This is a genomic window from Candidatus Mycobacterium methanotrophicum, from assembly GCF_023515995.1.
GTDB classification, from domain to species: domain Bacteria; phylum Actinomycetota; class Actinomycetes; order Mycobacteriales; family Mycobacteriaceae; genus Mycobacterium; species Mycobacterium methanotrophicum.
Window position 1 is genome coordinate 2,539,426 of record NZ_CP097320.1, and the last position, 12,223, is coordinate 2,551,648.

The 12,223-nt window shown below is 68.3% G+C and carries 14 protein-coding genes; 9 read left to right on the forward strand and 5 right to left on the reverse strand.

Annotated elements, in window-relative coordinates:
- Nucleotides 1-2: 2 nt before the first annotated feature.
- Nucleotides 3-770 carry a DUF4333 domain-containing protein gene (locus M5I08_RS13275; RefSeq protein ID WP_219067749.1) on the forward strand — a complete coding sequence of 256 codons (768 nt, stop codon included), beginning with the start codon at nt 3-5 and terminating at the stop codon, nt 768-770.
- 7 nt (nt 771-777) lie between these two features.
- Here M5I08_RS13275 and M5I08_RS13280 read toward each other — a convergent pair whose 3' ends face one another.
- On the reverse strand, nt 778-1,734 hold the full coding sequence (locus M5I08_RS13280) for a 5'-3' exonuclease (protein WP_219067750.1): 957 nt from the start codon (nt 1,732-1,734) through the stop codon (nt 778-780).
- An 18-nt stretch (nt 1,735-1,752) separates the two neighbouring features.
- Here M5I08_RS13280 and M5I08_RS13285 point away from each other — a divergent pair, with 18 nt between their 5' ends.
- Both M5I08_RS13285 and M5I08_RS13290 read left to right on the forward strand, forming a co-directional pair.
- Entirely contained in the window at nt 1,753-2,877 is a 1,125-nt protein-coding gene (locus M5I08_RS13285) for a M24 family metallopeptidase (RefSeq protein ID WP_219067751.1), read from the forward strand.
- Nucleotides 2,878-2,892: 15 nt separating this feature from the next.
- Complete coding sequence (locus M5I08_RS13290) at nt 2,893-3,558, forward strand: GNAT family N-acetyltransferase (RefSeq protein ID WP_219067752.1); 666 nt, start codon at nt 2,893-2,895, stop codon at nt 3,556-3,558.
- Between the two features lie 8 nt (nt 3,559-3,566).
- Here the strand turns inward: M5I08_RS13290 and M5I08_RS13295 are convergent, their stop codons facing one another.
- Nucleotides 3,567-3,977 carry a F420-dependent biliverdin reductase gene (locus tag M5I08_RS13295; protein WP_219067753.1) on the reverse strand — a complete coding sequence of 137 codons (411 nt, stop codon included), beginning with the start codon at nt 3,975-3,977 and terminating at the stop codon, nt 3,567-3,569.
- A gap of 35 nt (nt 3,978-4,012) precedes the next feature.
- Here M5I08_RS13295 and dprE2 point away from each other — a divergent pair, with 35 nt between their 5' ends.
- From dprE2 to M5I08_RS13315, 4 genes are read left to right on the forward strand one after another with little or no spacing between them, the layout of a single operon-like run.
- Nucleotides 4,013-4,771, forward strand: coding sequence for a decaprenylphospho-beta-D-erythro-pentofuranosid-2-ulose 2-reductase (gene dprE2, locus M5I08_RS13300; protein WP_219067754.1), 759 nt, complete (start codon nt 4,013-4,015; stop codon nt 4,769-4,771).
- A complete protein-coding gene (cbiE, locus tag M5I08_RS13305; protein ID WP_219067783.1) occupies nt 4,771-5,946 on the forward strand; it encodes a precorrin-6y C5,15-methyltransferase (decarboxylating) subunit CbiE in 1,176 nt (391 codons plus the stop codon). Before dprE2 ends, cbiE begins: the two co-directional genes overlap by 1 nt.
- On the forward strand, nt 5,943-6,695 hold the full coding sequence (cobM, locus tag M5I08_RS13310; RefSeq protein ID WP_219067755.1) for a precorrin-4 C(11)-methyltransferase: 753 nt from the start codon (nt 5,943-5,945) through the stop codon (nt 6,693-6,695). Before cbiE ends, cobM begins: the two co-directional genes overlap by 4 nt.
- Nucleotides 6,695-7,417 (forward strand): cobalt-precorrin-6A reductase, encoded by a 723-nt coding sequence (locus M5I08_RS13315; RefSeq protein WP_219067756.1) that lies wholly within the window; start codon nt 6,695-6,697, stop codon nt 7,415-7,417. Before cobM ends, M5I08_RS13315 begins: the two co-directional genes overlap by 1 nt.
- Before the next feature lie 331 nt (nt 7,418-7,748).
- Here the strand turns inward: M5I08_RS13315 and M5I08_RS13320 are convergent, their stop codons facing one another.
- Genes M5I08_RS13320 through cobG form a run of 3 tightly spaced genes read right to left on the reverse strand, consistent with a single transcriptional unit; the run spans nt 7,749 to nt 10,951 of the window.
- Nucleotides 7,749-9,221, reverse strand: a complete 1,473-nt coding sequence (locus M5I08_RS13320) for a precorrin-2 C(20)-methyltransferase (RefSeq protein ID WP_219067757.1) — start codon at nt 9,219-9,221, stop codon at nt 7,749-7,751.
- Nucleotides 9,218-9,844 (reverse strand): precorrin-8X methylmutase, encoded by a 627-nt coding sequence (locus M5I08_RS13325; protein ID WP_219067758.1) that lies wholly within the window; start codon nt 9,842-9,844, stop codon nt 9,218-9,220. The genes M5I08_RS13320 and M5I08_RS13325 overlap by 4 nt, the downstream gene beginning before the upstream one ends.
- 9 nt (nt 9,845-9,853) lie before the next feature.
- On the reverse strand, nt 9,854-10,951 hold the full coding sequence (gene cobG / locus M5I08_RS13330; protein WP_219067759.1) for a precorrin-3B synthase: 1,098 nt from the start codon (nt 10,949-10,951) through the stop codon (nt 9,854-9,856).
- A 667-nt stretch (nt 10,952-11,618) separates the two neighbouring features.
- Here cobG and M5I08_RS13335 point away from each other — a divergent pair.
- The gene (locus M5I08_RS13335; protein ID WP_219067760.1) at nt 11,619-11,855 is read left to right on the forward strand and encodes a YlcI/YnfO family protein; all 237 of its coding nucleotides are present in this window, start codon (nt 11,619-11,621) and stop codon (nt 11,853-11,855) included.
- Nucleotides 11,855-12,166, forward strand: coding sequence for a type II toxin-antitoxin system PemK/MazF family toxin (locus M5I08_RS13340; protein ID WP_219067761.1), 312 nt, complete (start codon nt 11,855-11,857; stop codon nt 12,164-12,166). The genes M5I08_RS13335 and M5I08_RS13340 overlap by 1 nt, the downstream gene beginning before the upstream one ends.
- Nucleotides 12,167-12,223 lie beyond the last annotated feature (57 nt).

The following is a 12,223-nucleotide window of genomic DNA, read 5'->3' on the forward strand; positions in this document are numbered from 1 at the left end:
CGATGAGCGGACCGCACGGGCCCGACCCGACGCAACCGTGGCAGCCGCCCCGAGGGGAAGGTCAGCAATCCGGCGAGGAACCGATCCAGCAGGCGTCACCCTGGCAGCAGCCATCCGGCGAGCAGACCTGGCAGTCGCCCGTCGGTGACCAACCGACGTGGCATGCGCCCGCCTACACGCCCACTGAATACGGGCAGTACCAGCAGCCGCCCCCGCAGTACTACCCGCCGTCCCAGCCGTTCGGCCAGCCCGCGGGCTACCCGCAGCCGGGCCAGTACGGCGGCCAGCCCGGCCAGTATCCGCAGCCCGGCCAATGCCCGCAGCCGGGCCAGTACGGGCAGGCGGGCCAGTACGGCCAGCCCGGCCAATACCCGCAGCCGGGCCAGTACGGCCAGTACCCGGGGCCCTACGGCCAGCCCCCCGCAGGCCGGAAGCGGTCGCGGGCGGTGATCGGCACGGTAATCGGCGTGTTCGCCGTCGTCGTCGTCGTGGTCGTGCTGGTGCTGGGGTTCTGGCAGCCCGGGTTTTTCGTGACCACCAAACTGGACGTCAATAAGGCTCAGGCCGGTGTACAGCAGATCCTCACCGATAACACCAACGGCTACGGGGCGAAGAACGTCAAAGACGTCAAATGCAACGACGGCCAGAACCCGACGGTCAAAAAGGGCAGCAGCTTCGACTGCGACGTCAGCATCGACGGCGCCAAGCGCCAGGTGACGGTGACCTTCCAGGACAATAAGGGCACCTACGAGGTGGGTCGGCCTAAATAGCGGCCGCTCACCCCGGCAGCGCGTCGAGCGCCTTCTGCAACCGCGCGATCGGTGAGGCGACCCCGAACCGGGTCGCCAGCTCCGCAGTCCGCGGCGGGTCCGCCGCCACCAGCGGAATCGCGTCGGTCGGCGTCGACAGCGTGACAGGCGCATCGGTGGTCACTCGCACCACCGGGCCGGCGGCTTCGATGTAGTCGGCGGCGTTGCGCAGCTTGGTTCGCAAACCCTTCGACAGCGACGATTTGGGGTCGCCGACTGCGGCCAAGATGCCCGCCAGGGAGCCGTGCTGCGCGAGCAGCGCCGCGGCGGTTTTTTCACCGATGCCGGCAACGCCGGGAAGCCCGTCAGATGGGTCGCCGCGCAGCAGCGCCAGCTCGGCATAGCCGGCGCCAGCCCGGTCGGCGGGGACGCCGTAGCGCTCGGCTACCTCGGCGGGACCCAGCAGCGTGGCGTTGGTCAGTCCGCGTCCGAGATAGAGCACTCGAACGGACACCGGATCATCGCCGACCACCTGTAGCAGGTCGCGGTCGCCGCTGACGGCGATCACCGGGTCACGCCGCTCCCGGGCGGCCAACGTGCCGATCACGTCGTCGGCTTCGAAACCCTGCGCGCCGCCGGTGCAGATGCCGAACGCGTCGAGGATTTCGGAGATCATCTCGACCTGGACAGACAACTCGTCGGGCACTTCCTCGGCATCTGGTTGGCCGTCGGGGTGTTCTTCGGTGACGCGGTGCGCCTTGTACGACGGGATGCGGTCCACCCGGAATTGCGGGCGCCAGTCCAGATCCAGGCACACCACCAAGCGGCTGGGCCGCTGTCGGGTGATCAGCATGGCCACGGAGTCCAAGAAGCCGCGGACCGCGTTCACCGGCCGGCCGTCGGGGGAGGTGATCGAGGACGGCACGCCGTAGTAGGACCGAAACCACATGCTGGCGCCGTCAAGCAGCAGCAGCGGCGCGGGCATGGTCGATATCCTGCCAGGATGGGTTCACACCGCTTCAACGCAGACGTCTACGGCCGCCGGATCGCGGCGGCGACCTCCGCTACCGCCGAGGCAGGCCTGGCCGGCCTGCTGATTACCCCGGGCTATGACTTGCGGTATCTGCTCGGCTCGCGCGCGCAGACCTTCGAGCGGCTCACCGCGCTGGTGCTGCCGGTCGCCGGCGACCCGACCGTGGTGGTGCCGCGAATGGAGCTGGCTTCGCTGAAACAGTCCGCCGCCTCGGACCTCGGCCTGGCGGTGCGGGATTGGGTCGACGGCGACGACCCCTACCACCTGGCCGCCCAGGCCCTCGGCGGCGCACCCGCGGCGACCGCCGTCACCGATTCGATGCCCGCGCTGCATCTGTTGCCGCTAGCCGATGTTCTGGGCGTCGTCCCGGTGCTGGCGACCGGCGTGCTGCGGGGACTGCGGATGGTCAAGGATGCTTCTGAGATCGACGCGCTGCGCAAGGCCGGCGCGGCCATCGACCGCGTGCATTCCCGGGTGCCGGATTTTCTCCTCCCCGGCCGAACGGAGGCCGACGTCGCCGCGGATATCGCCGAAGCCATTGTTGCCGAAGGGCATTCGGAGGTGGCGTTCGTCATCGTCGGTTCCGGCCCGCATGGTGCAGACCCACACCACGAGTACTCGGATCGCGAGCTTCGCGTCGGTGACGTCGTCGTCGTCGACATCGGCGGCGCATACCAGCCCGGATACCACTCCGACTCCACCCGCACCTACAGCATTGGGGAAGCCAGCCCCGAAGTGGCACAACAGTATTCAGTGCTGCAGCGGGCACAACGCGCCGCCGTCGACGCGGTGCGTCCAGGGGTGACCGCCGAACAGGTGGATGCCGCTGCCCGCAGCGTGTTGGCCGAGGCCGGCCTCGGCGACTATTTCGTGCACCGCACCGGGCACGGCATCGGATTGTCGGTGCATGAAGAGCCGTACATCGTTGCGGGCAATGACTTGCCGCTGCAGGCGGGCATGGCGTTTTCGGTCGAGCCCGGGATTTACTTCCCCGGCCGCTGGGGCGCGCGCATCGAAGACATCGTGGTGGTGTCCGAAGACGGCGCCCTGCCGCTCAACAACCGCCCGCACGACCTGATCGTCGTGCCCATCTAGGGCTATCCTCGACCGATGACCGATCACGACCGCGCCGCCGCCCGCCGAGAAATCGCCGACGCCTTCCTCAACGCGTTGGAACGACGCCACGAGGTGCTGGACCTGATTGTCGAGGCCGGCGACCGGTCGTCGGCGGTCGACGGCATCGTCACGCTGCTGGCCACCTCGCGGTTGGGCGCCGAGGCGGTGATCGGCATGTCGTTCGATCAGCTGACCAAAGACTCGCGTAAGAAGATCGCCGCCGAGCTCGAAGACCTGAACAACATCTTGAGTTTCACCTTCAAGGACCGGCCCGCCAGCTCCGGCGACAGCTTGGTGCTCCGCCCCTTCTCCGCGGCGTCCGACCGCGATATCTTCGCCGCCCGCACCGAGGAGGTGGGCGCCAAAGGCGACGGGTCGGGTGCCCCGGCCAGGGGGCTCGACGACGAGATCCGCTCGGCGCAGGATCGGATCGACGCCGAAGAGGCCGCCTGGTTCGTGGCAGTCGACGGCGACGAGAAGGTCGGCATGGTTTTCGGCGAACTCGAAGACCACGAGGTTCACGTCCGGATCTGGATCCGTCCTGACTGCCGGCATCGCGGTTACGGCACCGCCGCACTGGCCAAATCCCGACCGGAGCTGGCGGCCTATTTCCCAGCGGTGCCGTTGGTGATTCGCGCGCCCGGCGCCACCCTCGTCTAGCGAGCCGGTCAGTTTTGCCGGGTCAGCAGATCCGCGGACCCGAGTACTCGCTGCACCTGCACCTCGATGACCACTCGTCGGGGGTTGGCCCTGGGTGTGCGGTAGCGCTGCGCGTAGCGCAACTCGGCGTCGCGCACCGCGTCAATTTCCCTGTTTACGCTGGCCCGGCCCTCAAGCGAGAGCCAGCGGGCCCCGTCGACCTGACTGAGCACCGCGACCCCGCCGCGTTCGGCGTTGACGGCCTTCTGCGAGCCGCCGGTGGTGATCACCCGGGCGATGTGGGTCTTCGGGTCGAAGGTGAAACCCACCGCCACCACATGCGGGGAATTGTCGGCTCGCAGCGTGGTCAGCATGGCGAGATGGCGCTCCGTGAGAAACGCCAACGCATCGTTGGTCAGCCGGGCAGTGGAGTTCGCCATCACGGCTCACGCTAGCGCAGGTGATAATCGCAGCCGTGGATGACACGGGGGCTTCTGCGCCTAGGACGGTTTTGCTCCTCGGCGGCCGCAGCGAGATCGGGATCGAACTCGCGCGTCGGCTGGCTCCCGGCGCCACGGTGATACTGGCGGCCCGCAAAGCCGACCAGCTGGCCGACCAGGTCGCGGCCGTGCTCGCCGCGGGTGCGACGGGCGTACACGCAAAAGAGTTCGATGCCGACGACCTCGACTCGCACGGCCCGCTGGTCGACTCGCTCATTGCCGATCACGGCCCGATCGAGATTGCGGTGCTGGCGTTCGGGATCCTTGGCGATCAGGCCCGCGCCGAGACCGACGCTGCACATGCGGTCGCCGTCGTGCACACGGACTATGTGGCGCACGTCAGCCTGCTCACATGTTTGGCCGCCGCGATGCGGCAGGCCGGCCGGGGATCGCTGGTGGTGTTCTCGTCGATCGCCGGTGCACGCGTGCGGCGGGCCAACTACGTGTACGGCTCGGCGAAGGCGGGGCTGGACGGGTTCGCCAGCGGATTGGCCGACGCGCTGCACGGCACCGGGGTGCGGGTCCTGATCGTTCGGCCGGGGTTCGTCATCGGGCGGATGACGCAGGGCATGACGCCGGCCCCGTTGCCCAGCACGCCTGAGAAGGTCGCCGCCGCGACCGCGCGAGCGCTCGCCAAGGGCCGACGCACGGTGTGGATTCCGTGGGCATTGGGGCCCGCCTCTGTCGTGATGCGGCTGCTGCCGCAGTTCATCTGGCGCAGGATGCCGCGATGATAATTACCGTGGTGGGGATCGGCGCCGACGGGATGCCGGGATTATCGGAGGCGTCCCGTCGTGAGTTACGAAGGGCCACCGTCGTTTACGGCTCCAGACGCCAGCTCGACCTGCTCGACGACACGGTTGCGGCGCCCCGGCGGGAATGGCCGTCGCCCATGCTGCCAGCCTTGGAAAGGCTGCTCGACGACCGCACCGAGGACATCCACGTCGTGGCCAGCGGCGACCCCCTGCTGCACGGGATCGGCGGCACGCTCATCCGGTTGCACGGCGCCGAAAACGTTCGCGTCTTCCCGCAGGTGTCGTCGGTGACCTTGGCCTGCGCGCGGATGGGCTGGACCGTGCCGGACACCGAGGTGATCAGCCTGGTCACCGCGCCGCCACACACCGCGGTGCGCCGCGGCGGCCGGGCAATCGTGCTGTCCAACGACCGATCCACGCCCACGACGCTGGCGGCGCTGCTCAACGCGTACGGCCGCGGCGACTCGGAACTCACCGTCCTCGAACAACTCGGTGGCCCGCAAGAGCATCGCCGCGACGGCACCGCGCGACAGTGGGCCGCCCACCCTCCCTCCGGCGTCGACGACCTCAACGTGATCGCGGTCCGCTACCTGCCCGACGAGCGGGTGTCGTCGTTGCCCGACAACGCCTTCGTCCACGACGGGCAGATCACCAAACACGCGATTCGAGCCGTGACGTTGGCGGCGTTGGCGCCGCGGCCGGGGCAGTTGTTGTGGGACATCGGATCCGGCTCGGGCAGCATCGCCGTCGAGTGGTGCCGCAGCTGGCGCGGCTGCACGGCGGTGGCGTTCGAACGCGACGAATCACGGCGCAGCAACATAGGTTTCAACGCCGCTGCCCACGGTGTCAGCGTCGAGTTGCGCGGCGAGGCGCCCGGCGGGTTCGACGGTGCGCCGGCGCCGTCGGCGATCTTCGTCGGCGGTGGACTGACCCAGCTTGGCCTCTTGGATTCCAGCCTGCAGTATCTGCCCGCCGGTGGCCGCCTGGTTGCCAACGCCGTCACTGTCGAATCAGAAGCCGCTGTGGCGCTGGCATATTCTCGTCTCGGCGGGAGGCTGCAGCGTTTCCAGCATTATCAGGGGGAGCCGCTGAGTGGCTTCACCGGCTGGCGACCGCGGCTGCCGATAACCCAGTGGGAGATGACCAAGCAGTGACCGTTTACTTCATTGGCGCCGGCCCGGGCGCGGCCGATCTGATCACGGTCCGTGGGCAGCGGTTGCTGCGCCGATGCCCGGTATGTCTGTATGCCGGATCGATCATGCCAGCCGACCTGCTGGCACTCTGCCCGTCCGAGGCGCGGATTGTCGACACCGGCCCACTGACCCTGGAGCAGATCATCGCCGAGATCGCCGATGCCGACTCGGCCGGCCACGACGTGGCGCGGCTGCACTCCGGCGACCCGTCGCTGTACAGCGCGCTGGCCGAGCAGTGCCGCCGACTCGATGCGCTGCAGATCGGCTACGAAATCGTGCCCGGGGTACCAGCTTTCGCCGCCGCTGCGGCGGCGCTAGGCCGCGAGCTCACCGTGCCGGGTGTGGCGCAGACGGTGACGCTGACCCGGATCGCGACGTTGTCGACGCCGATGCCGCCCGGCGAAGACCTTGCGACCCTTGCTCAGCCCCGCTCCACCCTGGTCCTGCATTTGGCCGCCGCCCAGATCGACGCCATCGTCACCGAGCTCCTGGCCAGCTACCGGCCCGAAACCCCCGCTGCGGTAGTGGCTTACGCCAGCTGGCCGCAGCAGAGGGTGCTGCGCGGCACGCTGGCCGATATCGCCGAGCAGATGCGCGACGCCGCGATCACCAAGACCGCGGTTATCGTCGTCGGCGATGTGCTGGCCGCCGAGGGATTCTCCGACAGCTACCTGTATTCCGTCGGACGCAGCAGGGGGAGCAGGCGCTGATGCGGATCTTGCTGCTGGGCGGTACTGCCGAAGCTCGGGCATTGGCCGCGCGGCTGCATCCGGACGTCGACATCGTCAGCTCGCTGGCCGGACGGATCCCGGACCCGGCGTTGCCGGTCGGCGCGGTGCGGATCGGCGGGTTCGGCGGCGTCGGTGGCTTACGGAAATGGTTGTGCAACGAGCATATTGACGCGGTCATCGACGCCACCCATCCGTTTGCGGCGACCATTACCGCGCATGCTGCGCAAGCCTGCGACTCGTTAAACGTGCCGTATCTATTGCTGGCCCGCCCTGCCTGGGATCCCGGCGACGCCCTTGTGGTGGCCTCCGACAGTCAGGCTGCCGAAGCCGTCGCCCGGCAACGGTTTGCGCGGGTGTTTCTCACGACGGGCAGATCCGGTGTCGGGGCGTTCGCCGACAGCCATGCGTGGTTTTTGATCCGCGCCGTCACCGCGCCGGACGGCGCTGTGTTGCCGCGTCGGCGCCAGGTGGTGCTATCCCGCGGCCCGTATCGCTACGACGGGGAATTCGCACTGCTGCGCGAGCATCGCATCGACGCGCTGGTCACGAAGAACAGCGGCGGGGAGATGACCCGGGCGAAGCTGGATGCCGCTGCGGCGCTGGATATCCCGGTCGTCATGGTGAGCCGTCCGCCGCAGCCGCCCGGAGTGGCGACCGCTGACGGCGTGGACGAGGCGGTCGAATGGGCCGCATCAATCTAGGCTGCCGGCGGGTACGACCCATTGACGTGGCTGGCCGGTGACCGAAGCGATGAGGTCGCCGTGAGAGTTGATAGTAATCACCCATAACTGCGGCGGTTTGGTCAGGCGAAGCATCGGGAGGCACGTTCCGAACGTCGTTCCTGAAGTCGTTGTTGGCAAGCAGGTTTCTCAGCACGAGGAGGTGATTTTCCTGCGCTTGCTCGTCGCATTCGTGACGACGCGCCGGCGTGCTGCATCGGCCCTCGACGAGCAAATCCGCAGCCGGAGCGGCGAAGCCAACATGGAGCATTTCCGACGCATGCTCGAGGCTGTTGCCGAAACCGGCGGTGAATCAGCAGGGGTAGCGGCGCGGGGTGAAGACTCGGTCGGTCGAGTCGACCGAATGCCACTGGGTCTGCGACGACCCGACAATCAGCAGGCAGCGCATGTCGACGTCGGTCGGGTCGAGCCCATCGAGGCGGACCACCCGGACCAGTTCACCCGGCCCGGAGACGTCTCGACCGATCACCACCGGGGTGCCGGGGTCGCGGTGGGCCAGCAGCAAGTCGCGCATCGCGCCGACCTGCCAGGTTCGCGTCCTAGAGGCCGGGTTGTAGATGGCCAGCACCAGGTCGGCCGCGGCCGCGGCGGCAAGGCGCTCGGCGATCACAGTCCACGGCTTGAGCCGGTCAGAAAGCGAAATCACCGCATAGTCGTGACCCAGCGGTGCGCCGACGCGGCTCGCGACGGCCTGGGCGGCCGTCATCGCCGGGACCACCCGCACCTGCACACCGGGCCACTGTTTGACCTCCTCGATTACCGCGGTAGCCATCGCGAACACCCCGGGATCACCCGAGGACACCACGGCGACGGCGTGCCCTTGTTCGGCCAGAGAGCAGGCCAGCCGCGCCCGGGCGGGTTCGTCGGTGTTGTCGCTGGGGTGACGACGCTGACCGTCGCGGGCCGGAATGCGTTCCAGATAGGGCGCATAGCCGATCAGGTCGGTGGCGGCGGCGAGTTCGCGGCGGCTTTCCGGCGTCATCCAGTCGCTGTGTCCGGGGCCCAGGCCGACGACAGCGACGCCCGCGCGCCGTGACGCCTGTCGCCGTCCGCCAGGCAGTATCGCCAGCGAGAAGTACGGCACGCTGGTGTCATCGACGTCAGCGGCGGCCAGCACCCGTTGCCCGGGGGTGCTGGCCCGTTCCACATACAATGCGGCGTCAAGCTGACCGGCAGCTAAAAGTGCTTCCCGCACAGCTGGATACGAGCGACCCAGTTTGAGGATCACCGCGGCGTCGCAGTCGGCGAGCCGGCGGGCCAATTCCCCGGCCGGCAACGTTGCCGGCAGCACCGACAGCACGTCGTCACCGGCGACCAGCGGCGTCGCGATGGCAGCCGAGGCCGCGCTGAGCGACGTCACGCCCGGCACGATCACCGCGTCGAACCGCTGTGTGAGCCGAGTGTGCAAATGCATGTAGGAGCTGTAGAACAACGGATCGCCCTCGGCGAGCAGCGCCACATTGCGGCCGGCGTCCAAATGTCCCGCGATGCGCTGGGCAGCAGCGGTGTAGAAGTCCTCCAGCGCACCGGCATAGCCGCCGGGATGATCGGTCGTTTCGGTGGTGACCGGGTAGATCAGGTGCTCCTCGATTTGCCCGGGCTGCAGATACGGTTCGGCGATGCTGCGGGCGATACTTCGGCCGTGCCGAGCGCTGTGGTAGGCCACCACGTCGGCTTCGCCGATGATCCGGGCAGCCTTGACGGTCACCAGTTCCGGGTCGCCGGGCCCCAGCCCGACGCCGAAAAGCATTCCGCGGCTAGTCATTCGGTGATCGTGGCGATCGCGTTGACGGCGGCGGCGGCCATTGCACTGCCGCCGCGACGGCCCCGCACCACCAGATACGACATCCCGCGCGGACGGTCGATGAGTTCCTGTTTGGACTGCGCCGAGCCGACGAAGCCAACAGGCCCGCCCAGCACCGCGGCCGGCGCCGGGTAGCCCTCGTCGAGCAGTTCGAGCAGGCGGAACAACGCCGTCGGTGCGTTGCCGATGGCCAGCACCGCGCCGGCCAGCCGATCTGCCCACAGCTGGACCCCGGCCGCCGAGCGGGTGGTGTCCAGTCGGGCCGCCAGCTGGGCCGCCCGAGGATCGGCGACCAGCGAGACGACCTGGTTATGGGTGGGCAGCCGAGCCGCAGCGATGCCGGCGGCCACCATCGACGAGTCGCAGAGCACCGGAGCGCCTGCGGACAACGCTTCGCCGGCCCGAGCGACGACGTCGTCGGTGTACGCGACATGCTCTGTGACGTCCACCTGGCCGCAGGTGTGGATCAGCCGGACGACCACGGGCTCTACGTCGGCGGGGAATCGGCTCAGGTCCGCTTCGGCACGGATCGTCGCGAACGATTGCCGGTAGATCTCCGCGGCGTCGCGCAGGTAGTCGAGCACGTGCTCACCCTAAGTCCTGCGCCGTCGATAGCCCTCCGGGGTGGCGATCAGCACCTCACCGGCCGGCGGGGCGCCGCAGGCGCGTTCGCAGCCAACGAAGTGGCGGCGGACGCCCGAGCCGGTAGGCAGCGACTGCGCGGCGTCGGCGCGCACGTCGGCGAGCGAGTGCGCGCAGCCCGGGGCGCCAATGCAGGCGCTGACGGTCAGCCAAGGCGAGTTCTCGTCGAAAACCAAACCCAACGGCGCCAGCACTCGCAGCGCCGTGTCGGCGACGGTGTCGTCGAGGTCGCACACCAGCACTGAGCGCCACGGCGTGATGACCAGCGGCGCCTCGACCGCGGCCAGGTACTCCGCGGCCCGTGCCGACAGCACACCCAGCGGCACCGCGGCGCCCAGCGCGACCCGGCCGTCGTCCTGCTCGATCCAGCCCACCGGCGGCCGGATGGCCGGCACAAAGCCATCGCCCAGCTCGGCCCCCGGCCACAGCTCGGCAGCGTCGGCTAATTCGCTTATCCGCCAAGCGCTTCCGCGTGTCTGGACGAATCGCACCGCGACGGCGACCAGCGTCTCGACCATCTCACCTGCCGCGAGCCGGACGCCGGTGCGGTGCCCGGCCAGCAGCAAGACGGCGTGGTCGTCGACCACCTGCGCAGCGACGTCGGCACCCAGGCCCGACACGTCGCCGCGACCATCATCCAGACCGAACAAGAACCGGCCCGGCAGCGTCGCCAGCGCGGGCTCGGCCTGGATCGCGGCGTCCAGCTCAGCGACCAGCGGCCGAACATCCGCGTTACCGCCAACCCGGCCGGATAGCGGCGACGCCACGATATTGCGCACCCGCTCATGGTTCGCTGACGGCAGCAAGCCCGCCGTCGCCACCGCCTCAGCCACCGCCGCGGCGTCGGTGATCCCGCGGATCTGCACATTGCCGCGCCCGGTCAGCTCCAGCGTTCCGGATCCAAGCCGAGTGGCCGCGTCGGCCAGCGCCGCCAACTGGGCGGCGCTGATGATCCCGCCGGGCAACCGGATCCGCGCCAATGCGCCGTCGGCACCCTGATGGACCTGCAATGCGCCGGGGCAGGCGTCGGTGTCGCGGGCTCTGGCCACCCGTTTACGGTACGACCCTGTGGCACCGGCCGATTCAGAACGGTGCTGGGTCGTCGTCGTCGTTGGAGGTGTGGGGCTGGTCCGAAGTAGCTGAGTTGTTTTGTCGGCGTTCGGCCGCGATGCGGTGGGCGCGGTTTTGCGCGCGGGTGCGCCGGCGCCTGGCCTAGCTCGCCGCGGGTCAAGTCGGTCCAGGGCGCGCCCGGGGTGCTCGAGATGACCTGGTCATTCGCTAGCCCTGACGGTCGTGCCACTTTCGAACTGGTCACAGTTGGCGGGGAAGTTCGCTGCCGGTGGCGCCGGATCGGCAACCATGCCGTGTTCAAGTCTCTCTGAGTCCGCGACCGAGTCAGTCGTGCAGAGGCGTCAGTGAGCTTACGATGTCACGGGTGTTGTTGCGCTCAGCAGTGGTTCGCCGAAGTCGCGCTGCGACCCGGGTCTGCCAGGTTTGGGCGCCATCACGCTCTTGGCAGCCACTGGTGCCGGTCCAGAATGTCTGGAGCAGTGCGTGTTGACGGCAAAAGAATTTGGCATTGCTGACAAGTCGGTAATCTACCTTTCCCCGTTCAGGTCGTGGTGCGAGCCCATTTGACCCCCAGTAGAGCCCAGGCGTGGATGTGTTTTCGGTTAGCGCCCATGAAGTGCATACCAAACTGGTACCATCTATGAAGTGAGCACACAAATTGCGGTCCGCTTACCCGACGAGATCGTCGCTTTCATCGATGACGAAGTCCGGGGACAACATGCCCGCAGCCGTGCGGCTGTCGTGGTGCGGGCGCTGGAACGGGAACGCCGCCGTCGTCTCGCCGAACGCGACGCGGAGATCCTCGCGGCCAGCTTGTCAGCGCCGAGTGATTTGGATGCGCTGGCCGGCCGCTCTGCTCGTACCGTCCTCGACATCGACTGATGCGACCCATCCACATCGCCCAGCTTGACAAAGCTAGACCCGTCCTGATTCTCACCCGCGAGGTCGTGCGTCCACACCTCACCAACGTCACCGTCGGCCCAATCACGACGACCGTCCGTGGGCTGGCCACCGAAGTCCCGGTAGGCATCGTGAACGGGCTGAATCAACCGTCGGTGGTCAGTTGCGACAACATCCAAACGATCCCGGTGTCTGACCTTGGTCGTCAAATCGGCTACCTTCTCGCGTCGCAGGAGCCAGCCCTAGCAGACGCCATCGGCAACGCGTTCGACCTCGATTGGGTCGTGTCATAGGTCGCGCTTGTCAATCCAATTTCAGCTTGCTGACAAGTCGGGAAGCTACCTGTTATG

Bases quoted from the DNA above. Each gene is read 5' to 3' on its own strand.
- M5I08_RS13275 (WP_219067749.1), top strand. From the start codon at position 3: ATGAGCGGACCGCACGGGCCCGACCCGACGCAACCGTGGCAGCCGCCC.
- M5I08_RS13280 (WP_219067750.1), bottom strand. From the start codon at position 1,734: ATGCCCGCGCCGCTGCTGCTGCTTGACGGCGCCAGCATGTGGTTTCGG.
- M5I08_RS13285 (WP_219067751.1), top strand. From the start codon at position 1,753: ATGGGTTCACACCGCTTCAACGCAGACGTCTACGGCCGCCGGATCGCG.
- M5I08_RS13290 (WP_219067752.1), top strand. From the start codon at position 2,893: ATGACCGATCACGACCGCGCCGCCGCCCGCCGAGAAATCGCCGACGCC.
- M5I08_RS13295 (WP_219067753.1), bottom strand. From the start codon at position 3,977: ATGGCGAACTCCACTGCCCGGCTGACCAACGATGCGTTGGCGTTTCTC.
- M5I08_RS13315 (WP_219067756.1), top strand. From the start codon at position 6,695: ATGCGGATCTTGCTGCTGGGCGGTACTGCCGAAGCTCGGGCATTGGCC.
- M5I08_RS13320 (WP_219067757.1), bottom strand. From the start codon at position 9,221: ATGACTAGCCGCGGAATGCTTTTCGGCGTCGGGCTGGGGCCCGGCGAC.
- M5I08_RS13340 (WP_219067761.1), top strand. From the start codon at position 11,855: ATGCGACCCATCCACATCGCCCAGCTTGACAAAGCTAGACCCGTCCTG.